The sequence below is a fragment of the Paenibacillus sp. FSL L8-0502 genome, from assembly GCF_038593055.1.
Taxonomy (GTDB): Bacteria; Bacillota; Bacilli; order Paenibacillales; family Paenibacillaceae; genus Paenibacillus; species Paenibacillus polymyxa_D.
The window spans coordinates 3,952,370-3,971,161 of record NZ_CP151958.1 but is presented as its reverse complement, the minus strand read 5'-3'; the positions used below and the strand labels follow the sequence as shown (position 1 = coordinate 3,971,161).

The following is an 18,792-nucleotide window of genomic DNA, read 5'->3' as shown; positions in this document are numbered from 1 at the left end:
ATCCGAAAGAATCAGGGCCTTAAGGTGAATTTCCATCTTAAGGCCCTTTTTTTGTGCGAAATTAGATTTCCAAATTTTTGAACGGCTGATATACTAAGGAGATAAGTGAGATGAAGATAAACCTACTCTATCGGGATGAAGCAGGAAGGTTCGGCAAACGCTGCTCTCCAAAGTGGCCTTTGCGGTGGCCGAGCAGTACATAAGGGTTGGACAGCTAGAAGACTGACTATTTCCAGGGCAGAGAGAAGGCCGCCACCTGACGGAACGTTCAGCGCAGAAAGTGTTTGAAAAAGCGCTGGTTGAAGCGGACATTCGCAAACAGGTGAGTATCCATTCGCTAAGGCATTGCTTTGCGACCCACTTACTGGAGAATAGGATCGATCTTCACTATATATTCAGGAACTGCTAGGGCATCAGAGTGTGCGAACGAGGAGCGGTATACACATGTGAGCAGACGGGACATTGGGGGGAATCAAAGTCCGTTGGACCGGATGAGCGGGCTGGAGGATAGAAACGCAGAAAGTGCGAGAATAAGGGGGAAAGTGCAGGATTTAAGACGTTATATGACATAACCCGAATAATTAGAAGTTCTATTACTCTTGTGGGGGAATTTAAATGAAGCTAAAAGATTTAATTGATGAGTTCATTCAAGCAAAGCAAAATGAACAATCAAGGAATGTCGTTGGATATTATAAGGATTTAGGTGTATTTCATGATTTTCTTGAAAGTAAAGATGTAACAGAAAAAAATATTAACGAATATTTAAGGGGAATTTCAACTGATATAATAATTGATTGTATTAATTATTATATCACGAAAAACAACGTAACCTCTGTATCAACTGTTCAGAGGTTTGTTTCAGTGGTAAAGGAATTTTTTGTATACATAATGACTGTAGGGCATGTTAAGAATGAGCCTCTGTTAAAGGCTATTGGTTTACCTGCGCATAAAATTGATTCATTTAGGTATTCAATAAATAAAGCAGTTTCTGATCACCCAATCCTTAAAGAATCTGGGAAGTCAAGCCGATTCACTGAAGAAGAGATTATAGATTTAATTAATGAATGTAATAGCGTCATACAGGATGTATCAAGGTATGCAGAATCTGATTCAATTAGTTTTAATAAACTATTGTCTGCAATAATTTATAAGTTAACTATATTTACTGGAATTGCATATAGAGAAATTATTGATTTACCTAGAACCTCGTATAAAGAGAATATTGGGATAATAACAATTAACGAATTTTCTATACATCTTCCAGAGCAACTTGTAGGACAACTTAATGAATATATTTATATACGTGACAGTAAGTCAATTTCCACGAAATTATTAATACAATTTGATGGGAGCGATTTACCAGAAAAAACAAGCTCAAGAGTAACTTTATTGAAGGAAATAACAGGGAGAGGTGGACTTACAGGAATTATAAAATATGCAATTACCGAGATGCTTAAGATTGATGTGAATCCTAAAGTAATTATGAATTTTACAGGAGTAAAAGACAAAATTATTGAGCACTGCATTGAAACCATATATTCAGAGTCACTAGGAACAAGTAGGTATCTAGATTCAAAGATTAGAAGTTTGAAGATTTATGAAATAATATAGCATGCTTTCGAGGAAGTGGCCTATACCATATAACATTATTTTCAAGCTGCGGCTCCTAATGGAGCCTTGGTCTACAAGATGGATTTCGGGGAGGGATTTCAGCAGACAACCCCTTTGGGGTTCATGAATACGAGAATGTTATACGAAATTATTGTAAAAGGAGACAAACAATTGAACTATCACTTAAAACGATCTATTTATTCCTTTATATCTAAGATTATTCTAATGATTATAGTTTCATATTTGGGAAAAACTTTTTTTCCTGATGTATCAAAATTTATGTTTTCGTTTTATTTTTGGTTAATTTATTCGATCATAATAATTGGTATATGTTATAAGGATTATAAAGAAATTATTGAGTTTTCTAGACACATGAACTTGATTTATAAAACTAAAAAAGAAAAATTATCTTATGCAAGGTTAGAGATGTATGCAGTGTGGTCAGGGACTTTTGTTGAAATAACTAAAACAAAATTAGATCTGTTAAAGACGTTCTCACCCATACCCATTATAATATTTATCTTAGGTCTTTATACAAATAATAACTCCAGCATTAATAACAAAATCAATCTTTTTTCGACAGAATTGTTACTTGGTGACTTGTTAATGTATCTGGGTATCGGTATCCCAGTATTTTACGTTTACTATATTTATTCAACATTTTCAGCCTATAAAAAACACTTGAGAACAATGATGGATTATAAGGCTGAAGCAATTGTTGCGAACGAGAAAACTAAGGAGGTCAGTAAATAATTCAGTGACGACAAGGACTCCGCATAACATTCCATTCACGCACCGTTAATATGTTCCTTGATCTGCCGAAAAATCGTGGCAGATAACTCCTGACGGAGTTCGTGAATGGGCAAAACTTTATATGACAGAATCAAAATGAAAAAGAGCCTGAAGGCTCTCAATCTAAAGATATATGTAATTCGTTATGCAGATGAAGAGCGTCCTTAAAACCTTGCAAATAAATTTCACGTTCTAAAATAGCTTGAACAGAAAGCTCAGCATCATCGTAAAGGAATAGGATCTTCTGAATATTCTCCGGTACTCCTTCATGTAACTGCTTGAAGTAGAGATTCCGTTCGGATGAGAACTGGTTGTAGCTGGAGTTGTTTTTGATAAGCTCGCCATATAAAGATTCAATTCGAGTCTGAATCAGTGAATCAAGTAAGACTTCCAAAGAATTATGCATTCTGAACACCATCCAATTTATTTGACTTTATGAATTAAAGTTCAACTTATTGAATATAATTTTAACATGTAAAATAATTAAGTCAATACATGTTGAAGATGTTTTTGATAAAGAAAATATACTTTCATATAATTAAAGAAAAATTCACTTGATGTGTGAAAGGAATATCAGATGATTAGTTATAAACCTTTTCAAAAATTATTGATCGACAGGGAGATTAAGAAGCAGGATTTATTGAAAATGACAGGTATTTCGTCTGCTACAATGGCGAAACTCAATACGAACGAATATGTGTCATTAGAAGTGATTGATAAATTATGTGCGGCTTTAGGTTGTCAGCCAGGAGATTTATTGGAACATATAGCAGAACAATGACTGATTAGAATCAAGAATGACTGTTGGTTAATCGAAGAAGTGATTCCGTCATATAACATACTATTCAAGCAGCGGCTCCTTTCGGAGCCTTGGTCTGCTAGAAGGATTTCAGGGAAGCATTTCAGCAGACAACCCTTCGGGGGTCTTGAATACAGGAACGTTATACGACAGAATCAATAATAATAGAAAAAAGGATGATAAGACTTTTTAAATGTTGGGATTTTGCAGTTCAATAAAGAGTTATAGAATATCTTTAAAATTTGAATCTCCATTGCTGTTGGAGCATTAGCAGATACATTTTAGGTAAACCGATGAATAAAAAATAATGTGAAAGCTTGAATTCATAAGTAGGAGGATTTATGAAATTAATAAGTTTATATATAGAAAATTATAAAAAATTCAAGAGAAAAGAAATTGTTTTTTGGGAGTCACAAAGTGAGATAGAAAAGATGTTATATAAAAATGCTAGTATTACTGCTTTCATAGGCCTGAATGGCACTGGGAAAACGACGATATTAAGTCTTATTGCTAATATTTTTAGAAACTTAGAGCGGTCTCAGTCTAAAATACCTACAGATTTTAAGCTTAACTATGAAATTAATGATCATCAAGTGAGTATTCAAAGGTATGAGGAAGTTGTATATATGAGGATAGATGATGAAGGAACATTTGTATTACCCGAGAGAGGAAGAAGGAAAGGACAAGATTATTATAATAAAGAAAAAGTTCCTTCTGACTATACTGAAAAAACAAAGAAATTTCATGAAATATTAGATTTTATACCTAGACGAGTGATAGTTTCTGGCTTTGATAGTGAATACGAACTAGAATATCCGATCAATCTATTAGCTACTAAACTGCTAAAAATAAATAGCAAACTTTACTATAAAAATACTTACGGAATGGACTTTTCAGAAGGTATTTTTAAATTTATTAATATGTATTTCCAGAATCAACAATTGAACTACATATTTAAAAAAATGAACATTAGCTTTGTGAATAAGATCTTTGCTAGGTACTCACATCCGACTTTCTACAAATTCGAATCAGGAGAAAATATACACGATGGATTTTATGAGGAATTGGGATATTGTTACGTAGAAGATTACGGTAAGTTTCTCATAAAGAAATCAGATATTCCGTATTTCGAAGATCTAATAAAAATAAAGCAGAAATATCCCAAAGCATTTCGTGACTTTAACAATGAAGATTTTATCACAGGAGAATTTTTTGAAGTTTTCGGAAACGAAATGGACGTAGATGGATTCAATGTCATTTTTAATTTTGAACACTTTCATAAAGATTATATCATGGAGTTAATTTATATTCTTTTGAAACATAAGCATTTGTATTTTAATGATGTAATTATCAAACGAAATGAGGGTGAAGAATATAAGATAAAAAATATGAGTACAGGAGAAAAGCTTTTGTTTGGTCGGCTCTTTTTTTTATTAACACATATAAAGAACAATTGCATTTTAATCATTGAAGAGCCAGAATTACATTTGAACTATTCGTGGAATAAGCATCTACTACCTATCCTATCAATTTTATTAAAGGAATACGATTGTCATTTACTTATAAGTAGTCACAATTATAGCTTTATTAATAGCCTATTTTCAGAACAAATAAGAATTTTGGAAGATGATGAAATAAAGACACCTGAGTTTAATACTTTTCTTGCAGATGAGAGAGTAATATTAGATAAACTTGTAGACAATGAGCAAATGGAAAATAGATTTGAAGAAGTAGTTATTCAAGCAGTAAAAGAAGAGGATACGGCGTCTTTGAAAGCATTTTTTGGAGCAATGGGGGAATCTTTTTTAAAGGTAATGGTTTTTAAAAAATTGCTTGAATTAGGTGAGATTAATGTGGAAAGTTAGTAACTTCAAAAATGAAGCAAAATTGAAGTTGTTTCAAGATAATATCTGTTCCCCATTTTTATCTACTCTAGTTAAATACGCTACGAAAAAACAATTATTTCAGTCTTTTGAAAATTATCTCGATCAAAAACACAGTAAAAAAAACTACTATGCTGTTTTAAAATATGTAATAAATTTAAAATTTAATAAATTTTATATAAAATATTATTTAGAGGAATTAATTAACACAAAAAAAGTGAGATACTTAAGAAAACAATTCGAAATTTTTAAAAAGCAAAATACTCAGCTTGATAATTTTGATTTCAATTTAGTGAAAGAAGATATAGACCCGGTATTAAAAGATATTTTTATTGAGGTATTCTATCAAAAGCTATTTGATAACGCCAAAATTTGGGGAATAATCGATTCCCATTCAAGCACCTTTTCAAGGCAGATATTTCATGAGAATTTCAAAGGTGAAAACAATATCTATATATGTCCATATTGCGATGTGGATACAATTATTTCTGATGGGAACATAGTTATTGAACATTTTATACCAAAATCAGATTACCCGTTTGTTAGTATGCACCCCAACAATTTAATGAGTTCCTGCTATGGCTGTAACGGTATATATGGAAAGCATACTAAATATTATGCACCTATTTATTCACCTTACAATATTCAAATTGGGGAACTTATTAAATTTGGTATTGATTTTTCAGAAAAGAAAGTAACTCTAGATGGAGCTGGAGAGTTGAAAGTCGATAATTATATCAAAACATTAAGACTAGAGCCTAAGTATTCTAAAAAAGATGTGTTTGATTTAGTTTATTCAAATTCTAATTTTATTTTTGGATTAATTACAAAAGATAAAAAACAAGAAATTGATACAGACTTATTAAAGAAATATTTACAAGTAAAGAAGAACCCCTTAACTTTTCTTACTCTAAGTGTTTTTAATGATGTTTGTAAGTATGAGTCAAATAAGTAGTTAAGATCTTAGACACAAGAGTTAATTCGAGAAGCAATTCCGTCGTATAACATAGTATTCAAGCAGCGGCTCCTTTGGAGCCTTGGTCTGCGAGAAGGATTTCAGGGAAGCATTTCAGCAGACAACCCCTTCGGGGTTCATGAATACAGGAACGTTATAGGAAATCATTGTAGAGGATGAAAAGAGATAATGCGATTTTACATTTTTTCAAAACATGAAAGGTATTATAAGATCATAGTTTTTTCTTTAATTCTTGTTGTTACTCTTGCATGCATTTATTTGTACATTAGTCTTAACGATACTTTGAAATCGAATGAGTTGAATATCTTAACATTTGTATTAAGTTTTTTTTATGCTCTACTTCTTTTTATTATCGGTATATATTTGACAACCATGCAAAACAAAACTGGAAATTTATTTTATAGAAGAAAAGAACAATATAGGTCCTTGAAAAGTTTACTATCAGCTTATTCAAGCAACTTCACAATAAATGTAGATACGAATACTTTGTACTCCACGGTTCTTTTCCTTCAAGTTTTAACGGGGAGAACTGATTCCGCTAAGAAAGCACCTATTCAACAAGACGGATTTGAATTTACTAATAAGTATCTTAAATTAGAAAAATCTTTTTTAGAACATCAGGGTTTAACGGATAAGACAGGTTCTAAAGGATAAGGTTAGTCAAGGTTCAGACCTTAAACCAAAAAAATCGAAGTACAAACCTATAGAAAAGAAAATGAAAAAACATCATCTAAATATAGTCAAGAAAGTAAACAAAAATATACTCAAAATAGAAAAGGTATATAATGAAAGATTAACTGTAAGCCTTAATGATGAAGATAGTCTAGCACACAATCTTTTAGTTCTAGAAAGATTATTAAATCAAATAAGGGATAACTTGCTAAACCACAAAGACATAGATCAAATTGCTCATGATTATTCTAATTACTTAAAGAGAGAGATTGAATTACTGATCATACAATTTGGAGACAGAGTAGATAATTGCATTAATAAAGTAGAAAATCTTGAAATGCGGCTCGAAGGCGACAATGACATCCTATAACATAATATTCAAGCGGCGGTTCCTGAAGGACCCTTGGTCTGCTGGATGGATTTCGAAGATGTATTTCAGCAGACACATCCGACTTTGTCGGACGTCGTGAATACAGGAACGTTATCTGCAATTTCTCAAATATATTTAGGGAGGGAGAAGTAATGAAAAATCATGATGATGAAAAATCTGCCTTAGAAGAAGCTGCCGTTGGCATCTTTGTAGATTTATATAATTTAAATCGCGAAGATCACTTAGAAGTAATAGAGAGACGTGAGCGTCCAGATTATATCTTAAAGAGCATAAAAGATGGATTAGTAGCTCTAGAAGTAACTCACCTATTCTACGATGCCGACGAAGCTAAAATGTTATTTGGAAGATCGGCTGAGGAAATGCATGGATTAGAAAATTCAGCAAGCTATATGCAGGTTCTTAATGAACTACTGAAACAGAAGGAAAAAAAGATAGAGAAGTATGATGCTGCATATCCAATAGCGCTTTTAATTAGGAACGCTTCTCCTATATTCGGAATGAGTGATTTTCTTAGAAATAAAAATGCAATATACAAGCCAGAAAAATACACTCATATTTGGTTTGTTTCAAAAGACGGAAATGATAATGAATGGTCGTTAAAAGACTTGCTTACTGTTTAGTCAAAGAAGTGAGAAACAGCAGATAACATAATATTCATGCATCGGACATTCGTCCTCGGTCCGGCAGTCGCCGGACACCCAGCATGCGCTGGGTCATGAATACAAGAACGTTATAGGAAATATCCATATCTAAAAATTTATATTTATAATAAAAAGCAAGATTATGGAGGAGAACTTATGAAACATGCATTTAGTTTCCCTGAATACATAAGAAAAACACTTAAGGATTATGTTAACAATGCTATTCTAAAGACATTACCTGAACAAAATAACCAAGAATCACATTACACCTCGACATTACTAAGCAATCTACGAGGGACTGTGATAAATGATGATAACTACAAAATAGAGTTCTTTGGAGCGAATATAGATGATAGAGGGAAGAATTCTGCTGAGTCTAAGTATGGAGCTGACTTATCAATCGTAGCTGAAATAGTGGATAAAGAGAATCCGGCAAAAAGAATAAAGAAAGCAATTCTTATTCAAGCAAAATTGATGAAAGAATCAAACAGTAAATTAGAATCAAAAGGATTGAAAGAACAAATTGAAAAAATGAGAAAAATAACGCCGAATCCTAAAGTAATGAAAATAGCACCTTATAAGTACGATAGAAGTAAGAGAACAGTAAGTGTATGTAGTGGGAATAAAATATTAAATGATGAAAAGTACAAAGAGTATGATTTAGCAGATTATTTCGTAAAACGTGTGATTACAACATTTGATGGAGATACAAGACCAGAATTTGTTGAAAGGGCATTAAGAAGTGATCTGGAAATATTACAACTTTCAGTTGTTAAGAAGTAAGTATTTCTATACTTTCATTTGATTGATTGAATAGATTAGCATTATCGAAGAAGTCGGATACATCCTATAACATAATATTCACGCTGCGGACATTCGTCCTTGGTCCGGCATACGCCGGACACTCAGCATACGCTGAGCCGTGAATACAGGAACGTTATGTGTAATTATTGAAAAGATCATGGAGGGGAAATCTATGAAAAAGAAAGAATATAAAGATAGATTAATTGAATTACTTAATGAAGGAATTGAAGAACTAACAACAGACCAGGTAATCCACAAAACGAAATTATTGATTTTTGAATATGAGAAAAAACAAGCGTATAGTACAGAAAATAAGGGGAGACCTTGGACAGATGAAGAGTTAAGAGTAGTATTATCATTTGCCGCAACTAAAGAAAACATACTGAAGTTGGCCAAAGGATTTAAACGTAGTTACGGGAGTATTGAACAAATTTTTAGATGGGCTGTAACCACCGATGAAGAGATTATAAATAAGGGAAGGGAAGATGATAGTTTTATAAAACAGATTAGAAGATTGTATAAAGAGATGGGTTGGAAGGCGTAAACTAGGGTGTCAATCAATGGAGTGATAACTACACATAACATAATATTCAAGCAGCGGCTCCGTTGGAGCCTGGGTCTGTGAAAGGATTTCGGAGAGGCATTTCAGCAGACAACCCCTTCGGGGTTCATGAATACAGAAACGTTATCGGAAATTAATGCAAATCTGAAATGCTCAAATATAAATATCTACTAAGAGAAGGTGCCTTCATGGACAAGAATTCATTAAATAGAAGAAGCATTATTGTTGATGGGGAAAATGGTGTCGGCAGCTCGGAAGACTTAAAAAAGAATGTTGTTCATAAAACAAACAGCCTATATTGGGATACCAAAGGCAATGACTTCTTAAAAGCAATCGTGCTCCCTTATTATGGAGCATTTATCTCAGAAGAAAAGTGCCAGCTCTTTGGTGATATCTCAGGAAAAAAACTGCTGGAGATCGGCTACGGAAATGGTCAATCCTTGCAATATCAAGGGGAACGAAACGCATCTGAACTATGGGCTGTGGATATTTCAGAAAGACAAATTGAAAAGGCAGCGCAACATTTGAAGTCATGTGGAATAGCAGCAAAATTGATATGTTCTCCCATGGAAGAAGAATGCGGCATCCCGACGGATTATTTTGACTATGTTTATTCAATTTATGCCATAGGTTGGACCACCAATCTTGAGGGTACCTTTCGACGAATATCTTCTTACCTTAAAAAAGACGGGCTATTTATTTTCAGTTGGTCTCACCCTATACACAGATGGGTCACTACAGAAAATGATAGGTTTGTAATTAATAAGAGTTACTTTAATGAAGGTTGGTATCCGGTAGTTGATGAAGGTGAGCTATTGTTAGCGGACCGTATGCTGTCAACTTATGTAAACGCGCTTGCAAAAGCTGGGTTTGTAATTGAGCTAATGATTGAGGAATCTGATTATGAGTTTATGCAATTGCGGGATGATAACAGCGATATGGCAAAGAGAGCAAAGATGCTTCCAGTAACTTTTGTGATAAAGGCAAGAAAACTATAAGATATAGAAACAAAAGCGAAACTGACTCCAAGATTTTTAGAGGTTCGAGGAAGGTATTGACATCCGATAACAAAACATTCGCGCTGCGGGTCGCTGTCGCACCCCTTGGTCCGCCCGAGGATTTTCAGGGAAGATTAACAGGCGGACAACCCTGCACTGCCTAACCGCATCGCGGCCGCTCCCGTTGGTCGCTTAAGGCAGTGAGGGTTCGTGAATGCCTGAACGTTAACTGAAATTCCGACAAGTTCATGATTGAAGGAAATATCAAAGGAGGAATTAATTTGCCTTGGCCTATGGTACACTTTGCAATTTCAGAAAACCTTTCTATTAATGACCCCTCACCCAATTTTTTGTTAGGCAGTATTGCTCCGGATGCGATTCATATGAGAGGGAAGGTATCCAGGGAAGAAAAAGGTGTGACTCATCTCGTACATAACGATAAATTACCAGCCAAGGAATTGATCATGGAGAAGTGCAAGGAATATTTACTGAAGCAAGCGGGGCCAGAATGGAAGGACTTTGTTATAGGTTACTTTTCACATATTTATACAGATTTAAGGTGGACAGATACCGTCTATTTCGATTTTGAGAAAAACTACAGAGGCGAAAAGAATGATATTAGAAAGACATATAACCTTGAAGTTAGCCAAGTAGAATTTGATCTCTTAAGATCAATGGGAAGTACTGAAAAACTGTTTACAAAACTCTTAAAAGCCAAGGGATATACAATAAATCCTTACATTACGCAGCTTGAAGTCAATCAGTATAGGGATAATAAGGTGAGATGGCTGCAAAATCTAAAGAATGAACCTCATATAGCACCTATCTATTTTAAAGCAGAAATTATTAAGATCTTTGTTAGTGAAACATCAAGGGAATTGAAAGAACTATTTAAAGACCAGAGTATTGATTATTTCGAAGGAGGCCGGAACATTAGTTAACATCGTATATACGCTGCGTCCTGTCGGCCTTGGTCTGCAAGAGGGATTTTGAGGAAGCCTATTCACCAGACAACCCTGCACCACCTAACCGCATCGCGGCCGGACCTACGGTCCTTAAGGTGGTGAGGGTTCGTAGATACACAAACGTTATGTGAAATCGACGATATTATTTAAGAGGTAAGCACAATGAAGATAATAAGAAATAAAGAAGAACTTGAAGGCACTTGTTATATTGAAATTTTGCCGGGTAGATATCTTGGTCAATGTTGGAATGATACTTCAATCTTTTTGACCGAAGAAGTATTTGGTTTTATAGAGAAATCAATTGAAAATGAATATACTACTTATGATCTCTATGCTTTTAATGAGATTCAAAAGGAAATTTGGGGGAGAATCCTAGGGAGATTAGAAAGAGTAATAAATCTTCTTGAAGGACAACCCGAAATGAATACACTTAAAGAGCATATTGGCTTTTTCTTTGGATGTAGTGAAGATGAATTTATAAAAGACTATGAAAATAACATTGAAAAACTGAGGAAATTAATTAACGAATTCAAACATGGATTAAAGAGCGATTGAAATCCAAAAATTATATTTCAGTACTAGGCATTTAGCTAATTTAAGGAAGTTGTCGACATCACATAACATCTTATTCACGCTGCGGAACCTGACGGCTCCTTGGTCCTCCCGAGGAATTTGGATCTAGGCGGACAAAACCTGCGAACCTAACCGCGTCGCGGCCGCCCCGTTGGGGCTCAAGGTTCTCGGGTTCGTGAATACAGAAACGTTATACGACAGAATCAAAGTTAAAGAAAGGGAGAATTACATCATGAAAAATGTAGCTATAGTAATAGCAGTATCAGATTACGAAAATATCACGCCACTACCAGGTTGTAAAAATGATTATAAACTTATATCAGATATTTTAAAGGCAACAAATAAATACACAGATGTTTTAGAAATATATGAAAAAACCGATTCTCTGAATGTAAAAGAAAGTTTAACGAGTTTCTTCTCTGGTATAAAGGAGGAAGAGATTGGGGAACTCTTCTTTTACTACACTGGACATGGAACTTATGATGGGGAAGAAGAGGATCTTAGATTTGTTCTAACAGACTATTCAAAAGAAAAATATAATACAACTACTCTTTCAAATAATTTTATTGATCAACAGATTAGAGGAGTTGATCCAAAATTAACTGTAAAAGTAGTTGATGCATGTAATTCCGGAATACCCTATATCAAAGGAGATTTAGAGGTTACTCAAATCTTCGAACAAGAAAAAGCAATTAGTAATTTGTATTTTATGTTCTCTTCTCATAGCCATCAGTCTTCCTATGTAGATACGATTAGTCATTTTACAAAAAGTTTTGCCGAAGCCATCTTAAATTACAAAGGAAATGAAATCAGCTATGCAAGCATTATAGAATACATTAAAGATAAATTTGCTCAGTCAAGTAAACAAACTCCTTATTTTGTTACTCAAGGCACTATGAGTGATATTTTTTGTAATATTACAGATATCATAAAAAATATTGATATAAAAAAATATGAAAAACAAATTCTTGATTATAAAAAAGAAGAAACTTCATTGACTGAAGCAATTAAAAGATTATCTAAATCATATTCATCTAAAGATGAGATTGATAAGATTTTAAGTGAGATGAAAGAAGCATTTGCTGAAATAATTAATATTGACTTTCTTGCAGAGATATTTTCTTTAGATGTTATTGAAGTATCAAATTATACAGAAATTTTAGACATAGATTCAGTAGCTAGGTGGATTGATGAAAAGCCTAATGATTATTTTATTGAAGTAGAGAAAGAAGAGATCAGTAATAGTAACAATATTTATGGGAATCTCATCCCATTGTTTAAGCCAAAAGTTGAGTTTAAAGGTATTTTTACAAGGCTGAATACTACTTTTGACTCTCTTAAAATAAAATTAAATCCAAGTTATCCGGCAACTTTCCCTTACCAATGTAATGTAGTTTTTTTAATTTCACGTTATAAGATTACCGTTTTTTATAAATTCATCACGTATCATGAAACTGGATGGGAAATATATGATTATGGTGATAAAAGTAAATGGAAGTATTTCGATTTGAGATATGCCAATAAAAGTGAAGGAATGAAAAGAATTAAGAAAATCAATAATGAATTTTTTGAATATATTAAAAGCAGTATACAAGCACGCTTGGAAGTACAAAATCCCTCGAATAAACATGATTAAGTTAAATAGGTTAGAGCGTTGAAAAAATATAAATAAAGCCTAATCGAAGAAGTAATTTCGTCGTATAACATAATATTCAAGCAGCGGCTCCTTTGGAGCCTTGGTCTGCGGATGGATTTAGGGGAGGAATTTCAGCAGACAACCCCTTAGAGGTTCATAAATACAGAAATGTTATGTGAAATCACATAAGATTTTAAAGGATGGATGATTCAATTGGATAATTTAGCGCTAGAGAGCTGGATTGATACACATAAAATTATGGATAGGACCTTAGAAGGTTTTTGGGTAACATTCAATAACTACATGAAAGAATGTCCAGAAGAAATTAGTTTGTTTTTTGATGAATTGAATCTAGAAGATATTAAGCCTTCAATAGATACAATTGAGTATAAAACTATTTTTCATTCCGATTATCAGATTGCAGACAGTCACTATTCCCAGCAGGTTATATCTACGTTAGACATTTACTACAAAAAAAAGAGAATAGGTTATTATAGAATGTTCTTTTATACCGATGGCGAATGCTTTGACGATAGCCTAGTTACGGAATGGACAGGCTGGTATATAACATTGAAACTTAAAGCGTTAATTGAACTTCAACAAGAAATTAAAAATGAATTGGTAAAAAATAAGATCAAAGAAGATGAAATCGAAAAAATCTATAATTTAATAGATAAACAAATATCTAAAATCAAAGTTCAAATCCATAAATAATTGTAGGTAGAAAGTTCGAAGAAGATGTGGCATCACATAACATAATATTCAAGCTGCGGCTCCTTTGGAGCCTGGGTCTGATAGAAGAGTGTTGGAGAGAAATTATTTCAGCAGACACCCCCTAACGGGTGCATAAATACAAGGACGTTATAGGAAATACTTGATAAAAGGAGAAAGCAAAATGTTTTAGAAATATCTGCGGATGAAAGGGTATTAAAGATAGATGTTTCACCGAAAATGGCTTATGAATCCAAAGGAACATTTTATGAGTCCCACATTCAGAATTTAATGAAGAGTACCACAAATTTATCATACAAACCTCTGTTGTAGTTTCAATGGAACAAATGGATATGGAATGTACATTGACGCAAGAGGTAGAAATCAATGAAAAGAAAAAATGGGAGATTCTTGGTTTTGTTGGCTTGATACATTAGACGATGATTATGCAGTAATTAGTAAAAGAGCTGATAGAATTGTAAATGAAGATATAGCGGTTTACATGTCGCATTAGTCCGGCTGAAATGTCGCAAAAGTACATGGTAACGCGATGTGGAGATATATTATACTCGCCTTATATTTCGATAATGAAAATCATTATCATACATAAGGAGGATTCACCATGAATAAAGGAACAAAGAGGCAAGCTGCCGGAAGCATGGCACATGCTCACCATAAATCACGATTTTTAATGGGCTGGATGCTGGCCCTTGTTCTTGTACTGACGGCTTGCGGTGCCGGAGCAGGTACAAATGGCGGCAATGAGTCTGCTACAACTCCAACGGACACGCCTTCGAATGGAGCGTCTCAGACTGCCGGAGCCTTCCCGGTTACGATCTCGCATATGAAGGGTCAGTATACGCTTAACGAGAAACCAAAGAAAATTGCTGTGCTTGATGTCAAATTTCTGGATCAATTGCTAGCCGTTGGCGAGCAGCCGGCAGGCAGTGTTATCGCTGAAGGCAATACCACATTTCCGGAATATTTAGGCGATAAGCCGGGTGACGTACAGGTTTTAGGTACACGGGACAAGCCCAATCTGGAAGCGATTGTAGCATTGGACCCGGATCTTATTTTAATGACTGATTTTCAAGAGAAAGAGTATGAGAGTGTAAGCAAAATAGCACCCACAATCGTACTTGACTTCTACGAGGATTGGCGAGATACGTTAGCTACGGTGGCTGCGATCACAGGTAAGCAGGCAGAGGCAGAAACTGTGCGTAAGGCTTATGAGGACAAAATTGCAGGACTGAAGGAGAAGCTGTCGGAGAAGTTGGGAGAGGAAACGGTAGCACTTATTCGTCCGAGAAAAGAAGGCATTCGTGTTCATGGTCTTGAGCATCGAACAGGCGGCATTCTGTATGAGGATTTGGGCTTAAAAATGCCTGCATTAGTCCAGAAGATCAAAGATGATACCTCCGTTGAAATCTCGATGGAGAAAGTTCCTGAGATTGGTGCAGATCATTATTTTGTTCTGTCTGATGAGTTGTTTGCGGCAGAGGCAGAGGCTTTGGATAGCAGTTCAGTATGGAAATCCCTTGATGCAGTCAAAAATAACCGTGCATATGATGTTAATTCTACACTTTGGATCGCTTATTATGGCCCACTTGCAATTAATATTATTGTAGATCAGGCATCGGAAGCACTGTTGGGATCGAATTAAAATGGACCATTATCTATCGACTGACTTATGGCAGCAAACGGTGGAAGAACACTCGATTCGGCTTGGTGAGCCGTCTGAAGATAATGTCCGTATTATTGCTTTGAGTCAACTACATGAAGAAGCTGCATGCCGAGAGTATTTAAGCTGGCTTCAAGAGTATATTGGTGCGCCTGACATGAGGGTAGCTGCTTCGATGTTAGCTAAGCGAATCGGCTACCTGTGGATTGCTCCGTTGCTGACCGCGATGACCGTTCATCATCAGCATGTTTCTTTTCGGCTAGACAACAGCTTTCTCTATCATCCGACTCTCACAGCTAATGAGGGGGGGACGCATTTTCCTTTTCTAGCTATGAACGGGCTTCGGGCAGAAGCACTAACTGGAGACAGGGAAGTGTGGCGGGAAAAGGTGGTAAAGGAGATGTTTGCGTTACACCTTGCACCGCTGTTAAAGACGCTTGCTGCGATTGCTCCTCTTTCGATGAGTATCCTTTGGGAGAATATCATGATACGCATTGTCCCATTATATACTCCTGAAGTAGACAATGCTGAGCAAGAAAGTCAGCACATCCAGGCAGATTTTTCATATCTGACGCAAGGAGCGCCTGGGCATTTGTTCGGTGTAAAAAGAAATCCGTTCACCCGGTTCACAAAAAATAAGGACAGCTTTCCAGCCGTGAAAAGCAAGCGTACCACCTGTTGTTTTTATTACCAGATGTCAGGGGAATATTGCAGAAAATGTCCGAAAATTGACAATGAGAATAAATCTCAATTAAAATGACAACAGCAACAATTTTACTTTTGCTAACAGGCCTGGTTGTAGTTAATTGGTTAAGCCCAGCCATGCGAGTCACTCTAGCAAAGGATGCTATTGTCAGGAGATGAGAGAAATGCCGCTACAAGAACAGACAAGTCTATGGAGTGATACAACGATCAAGATGCTTGACGAGTATAGCGGTACTTTGCAGACAGGCAGTGTTCTTCGCGAAACGGAATTAACTTCGAATGTGTTGTTGCTGGCATACGGAGGGGAAGGGGAGCTTGCAATGAATGGTGAGGTTTGCCACATTGGAGCTTCTTTTGCTGGTCATGTTGTTAAGGGGACATCCTTAACGCTGACGGCCAGATCAGACGACATTTATTATATCGTGATCATGTACAAGGCTTCTTCTATGGAGGGAGCCTCTCTTGTTTTGCCTTCATATCGAAAACATCCGTTGCGCACTTCATTTGTGCAAAATTCGGTAACCCAAGCAGAATGGATCGAGAATGCAGAAAAAATCGTTGCCAAATGGCGTCGTGGCGAAGGGATGGAACGTTTTCATGCCAATGCGTTGCTTCAGGGCATGATCTACGAACTGATCATGGATTACGAACGTGATCAGGGAGGAGAAGCGTCTGACATGGTGAATGTTATCGCTTCATATATAGCGTCGCATTATCGCCAGAATCTGGAGCTTAAAGAGCTGGCAGCCCTTGCTGGCTGCAGCTTAAGACAGCTGCAGCGACGATTCAAACAAGAGAAGCAGCTCGGACTGACTGAGTATGTCATTCAGTTGCGCATGGAGAGTGCATCGCGGATGCTGCGTCACACGGATGCTCCCATCGGTGAAATTGCTGACAGAATGGGCTATCGCGACATGTATTATTTCAGTAGGGCGTTTAAGAAATATTATGGCGTCCCTCCGCTGCGTTATAGGCTTGATGCCGCTTCGAAAACAGATATAGACTATGCCCATTCCTTGCAGCGGAACCGCACAGCTTCTTCATATGAGTCGGCCCAAGGCTCGGTGATATGCCATATGCGAGGGGAATACTATGTTATCGGATCTCCGAAGCGTATCGCTGTACTCGATGTGCAATATGCCGATCATTTGCTTGCGCTGGGGCTCTCTCCAGCAGGTAGTGTAGGACTAGGCAATGCAGTGTTACATTTCCCTCAAACGATCAGGGCAGGACTTCAGAATACTGAATTACTCGGAACATATGAGTACCCCGACCTGCTTGCAGTGGAGCGACTGTCTCCGGATCTAATTATTTGCACCGAGGTACATGAGCCGCACTATGAACAGTTAAGCCGGATCGCTCCAGTTCTCATGTTTAAGCGCAATGAAAACTGGCAGACTATTCTGACTCTGTTCGGTGAATTGACAGGCAAACGAGAAGAGGCAAAGCGTATTATAGCGAATTATCACCGACGAACCACATTGCTGTCCGAAGAACTTGCTCGCGTTCTGGCAGGCAAGAGCGTGGCACTGATCCGTCCGCTGGATTCTCTGGTTCGCGTGCATTCTGCCTCTCATCGTACAGGGGCTGTGCTGTACCATGATCTAGGTCTGCCTGTTCCGTTATTTGTGGCAGATACCTCCGACACGGCCTATCACATCTCAGTTGACAGACTACCGGCTGTACATGCCAGCCATTACTTCTTGCTTAGCCATGAACTCATGCAGGAGGGAATATCCGCGACAGAGCAACGTGTCTGGGGAATGCTTGATACCGTTGAGCGCCAGCACATACACTCGGTCGATGCCGCGACATGGATCGGCTGTTATGGACCCACAGGCATCAATGGCATTGTGGATCAGATCGCTCAGGCTTTGTTGGCTTGATGGGAGAAGAAGTTACTACTTGTGCGCATAGAGATTTTAACAGGAACTAAAGACAGTTCATCTTTGCCTTATGTCATAGAGGGAAAGTTGAACTGTTTTTTTATGGCCAATCCATCAGATAACATCATATCCACGCATCGGAACCTGGCGGTTCCTCGGTCCGGCAAAGAGGATTGCCAGGGAGGGGCAGGCGGACACATACGCACGGCGGCCGCTCATTTCGTTCGCATAAGCCAGAGGAACATCGTGAACACAGAAACGTTATATGCTAGAAATGATGGATAACAAGTAGAATAAAAGAAAAATGCAAGAAAATAAATGAGAACACTTGTTTGCATTCGCAAATACAGGTAAAATATAGATACAATGACTCTTGGGTGGGCATGGTTTTCCTTCGAAAAGTGAGACCATGGATGTAAAAGATGCGGTGACTCTAATGTTACTATTGTGGACATCTATTCTTGCATTTTTAACATACATCTATAACAACAAGAGAAGGTAAAAAA

At 36.4% G+C, this 18,792-nt stretch carries 19 protein-coding genes; 18 read left to right on the top strand and 1 reads right to left on the bottom strand.

Annotated features, from left to right (window positions below):
- Nucleotides 1-280: 280 nt before the first annotated feature.
- The 4 genes from NSQ57_RS17235 to NSQ57_RS17220 all read left to right on the top strand — a co-directional run bounded on the left by NSQ57_RS17235 (nt 281) and on the right by NSQ57_RS17220 (nt 2,364).
- Complete coding sequence (locus NSQ57_RS17235) at nt 281-409, top strand: tyrosine-type recombinase/integrase (protein WP_231517242.1); 129 nt, start codon at nt 281-283, stop codon at nt 407-409.
- A gap of 37 nt (nt 410-446) precedes the next feature.
- Nucleotides 447-572, top strand: a complete 126-nt coding sequence (locus tag NSQ57_RS17230) for a hypothetical protein (protein ID WP_340932791.1) — start codon at nt 447-449, stop codon at nt 570-572.
- Nucleotides 573-615: 43 nt separating this feature from the next.
- Nucleotides 616-1,611 carry a hypothetical protein gene (locus NSQ57_RS17225; protein WP_340932789.1) on the top strand — a complete coding sequence of 332 codons (996 nt, stop codon included), beginning with the start codon at nt 616-618 and terminating at the stop codon, nt 1,609-1,611.
- Nucleotides 1,612-1,782: 171 nt separating this feature from the next.
- Nucleotides 1,783-2,364: a hypothetical protein gene (locus tag NSQ57_RS17220; protein WP_340932788.1), complete on the top strand. Its 582-nt coding sequence runs from the start codon at nt 1,783-1,785 to the stop codon at nt 2,362-2,364.
- 157 nt (nt 2,365-2,521) lie between these two features.
- On the opposite strand, the gene NSQ57_RS17215 is transcribed toward NSQ57_RS17220, so the two are convergent.
- A complete protein-coding gene (locus NSQ57_RS17215) occupies nt 2,522-2,809 on the bottom strand; it encodes a hypothetical protein (protein WP_028542323.1) in 288 nt (95 codons plus the stop codon).
- A gap of 171 nt (nt 2,810-2,980) precedes the next feature.
- Here NSQ57_RS17215 and NSQ57_RS17210 point away from each other — a divergent pair, with 171 nt between their 5' ends.
- The 14 genes from NSQ57_RS17210 (at nt 2,981) to NSQ57_RS17145 (ending at nt 18,286) form a co-directional block, all read left to right on the top strand.
- Nucleotides 2,981-3,184: a helix-turn-helix transcriptional regulator gene (locus NSQ57_RS17210; protein WP_010345194.1), complete on the top strand. Its 204-nt coding sequence runs from the start codon at nt 2,981-2,983 to the stop codon at nt 3,182-3,184.
- A gap of 359 nt (nt 3,185-3,543) precedes the next feature.
- Nucleotides 3,544-5,067: an AAA family ATPase gene (locus tag NSQ57_RS17205; protein ID WP_340932785.1), complete on the top strand. Its 1,524-nt coding sequence runs from the start codon at nt 3,544-3,546 to the stop codon at nt 5,065-5,067.
- Entirely contained in the window at nt 5,054-6,040 is a 987-nt protein-coding gene (locus NSQ57_RS17200) for a hypothetical protein (protein WP_340932783.1), read from the top strand. Before NSQ57_RS17205 ends, NSQ57_RS17200 begins: the two co-directional genes overlap by 14 nt.
- A 1,215-nt stretch (nt 6,041-7,255) precedes the next feature.
- Nucleotides 7,256-7,744, top strand: a complete 489-nt coding sequence (locus tag NSQ57_RS17195) for a hypothetical protein (protein ID WP_340932781.1) — start codon at nt 7,256-7,258, stop codon at nt 7,742-7,744.
- A gap of 177 nt (nt 7,745-7,921) precedes the next feature.
- Nucleotides 7,922-8,548: a hypothetical protein gene (locus NSQ57_RS17190; RefSeq protein WP_340932780.1), complete on the top strand. Its 627-nt coding sequence runs from the start codon at nt 7,922-7,924 to the stop codon at nt 8,546-8,548.
- A gap of 193 nt (nt 8,549-8,741) precedes the next feature.
- The gene (locus tag NSQ57_RS17185; RefSeq protein WP_040103232.1) at nt 8,742-9,113 is read left to right on the top strand and encodes a hypothetical protein; all 372 of its coding nucleotides are present in this window, start codon (nt 8,742-8,744) and stop codon (nt 9,111-9,113) included.
- A 206-nt stretch (nt 9,114-9,319) separates the two neighbouring features.
- Nucleotides 9,320-10,129, top strand: a complete 810-nt coding sequence (locus NSQ57_RS17180) for a class I SAM-dependent methyltransferase (protein WP_340932776.1) — start codon at nt 9,320-9,322, stop codon at nt 10,127-10,129.
- Nucleotides 10,130-10,410: 281 nt separating this feature from the next.
- Nucleotides 10,411-11,070 (top strand): hypothetical protein, encoded by a 660-nt coding sequence (locus tag NSQ57_RS17175; protein WP_340932774.1) that lies wholly within the window; start codon nt 10,411-10,413, stop codon nt 11,068-11,070.
- 186 nt (nt 11,071-11,256) lie between these two features.
- A complete protein-coding gene (locus tag NSQ57_RS17170) occupies nt 11,257-11,649 on the top strand; it encodes a hypothetical protein (protein ID WP_342425064.1) in 393 nt (130 codons plus the stop codon).
- 250 nt (nt 11,650-11,899) lie between these two features.
- Nucleotides 11,900-13,303, top strand: a complete 1,404-nt coding sequence (locus tag NSQ57_RS17165) for a caspase family protein (protein WP_342425063.1) — start codon at nt 11,900-11,902, stop codon at nt 13,301-13,303.
- Nucleotides 13,304-13,516: 213 nt separating this feature from the next.
- Entirely contained in the window at nt 13,517-14,017 is a 501-nt protein-coding gene (locus tag NSQ57_RS17160; protein WP_016821718.1) for a hypothetical protein, read from the top strand.
- Between the two features lie 619 nt (nt 14,018-14,636).
- Nucleotides 14,637-15,677 carry an iron-siderophore ABC transporter substrate-binding protein gene (locus NSQ57_RS17155; RefSeq protein ID WP_342425062.1) on the top strand — a complete coding sequence of 347 codons (1,041 nt, stop codon included), beginning with the start codon at nt 14,637-14,639 and terminating at the stop codon, nt 15,675-15,677.
- Nucleotide 15,678: 1 nt separating this feature from the next.
- On the top strand, nt 15,679-16,455 hold the full coding sequence (locus NSQ57_RS17150; protein WP_029515459.1) for a (2Fe-2S)-binding protein: 777 nt from the start codon (nt 15,679-15,681) through the stop codon (nt 16,453-16,455).
- A gap of 109 nt (nt 16,456-16,564) precedes the next feature.
- Nucleotides 16,565-18,286: a helix-turn-helix domain-containing protein gene (locus NSQ57_RS17145; RefSeq protein ID WP_342425061.1), complete on the top strand. Its 1,722-nt coding sequence runs from the start codon at nt 16,565-16,567 to the stop codon at nt 18,284-18,286.
- The last annotated feature ends 506 nt before the right edge of the window (nt 18,287-18,792 follow it).

Coding starts and splice junctions, on each gene's coding strand:
- NSQ57_RS17225 (WP_340932789.1), top strand. CDS start 616: ATGAAGCTAAAAGATTTAATTGATGAGTTCATTCAAGCAAAGCAAAAT.
- NSQ57_RS17215 (WP_028542323.1), bottom strand. CDS start 2,809: ATGCATAATTCTTTGGAAGTCTTACTTGATTCACTGATTCAGACTCGA.
- NSQ57_RS17210 (WP_010345194.1), top strand. CDS start 2,981: ATGATTAGTTATAAACCTTTTCAAAAATTATTGATCGACAGGGAGATT.
- NSQ57_RS17205 (WP_340932785.1), top strand. CDS start 3,544: ATGAAATTAATAAGTTTATATATAGAAAATTATAAAAAATTCAAGAGA.
- NSQ57_RS17200 (WP_340932783.1), top strand. CDS start 5,054: ATGTGGAAAGTTAGTAACTTCAAAAATGAAGCAAAATTGAAGTTGTTT.
- NSQ57_RS17195 (WP_340932781.1), top strand. CDS start 7,256: ATGAAAAATCATGATGATGAAAAATCTGCCTTAGAAGAAGCTGCCGTT.
- NSQ57_RS17190 (WP_340932780.1), top strand. CDS start 7,922: ATGAAACATGCATTTAGTTTCCCTGAATACATAAGAAAAACACTTAAG.
- NSQ57_RS17185 (WP_040103232.1), top strand. CDS start 8,742: ATGAAAAAGAAAGAATATAAAGATAGATTAATTGAATTACTTAATGAA.
- NSQ57_RS17180 (WP_340932776.1), top strand. CDS start 9,320: ATGGACAAGAATTCATTAAATAGAAGAAGCATTATTGTTGATGGGGAA.
- NSQ57_RS17170 (WP_342425064.1), top strand. CDS start 11,257: ATGAAGATAATAAGAAATAAAGAAGAACTTGAAGGCACTTGTTATATT.
- NSQ57_RS17165 (WP_342425063.1), top strand. CDS start 11,900: ATGAAAAATGTAGCTATAGTAATAGCAGTATCAGATTACGAAAATATC.
- NSQ57_RS17155 (WP_342425062.1), top strand. CDS start 14,637: ATGAATAAAGGAACAAAGAGGCAAGCTGCCGGAAGCATGGCACATGCT.
- NSQ57_RS17150 (WP_029515459.1), top strand. CDS start 15,679: ATGGACCATTATCTATCGACTGACTTATGGCAGCAAACGGTGGAAGAA.
- NSQ57_RS17145 (WP_342425061.1), top strand. CDS start 16,565: ATGCCGCTACAAGAACAGACAAGTCTATGGAGTGATACAACGATCAAG.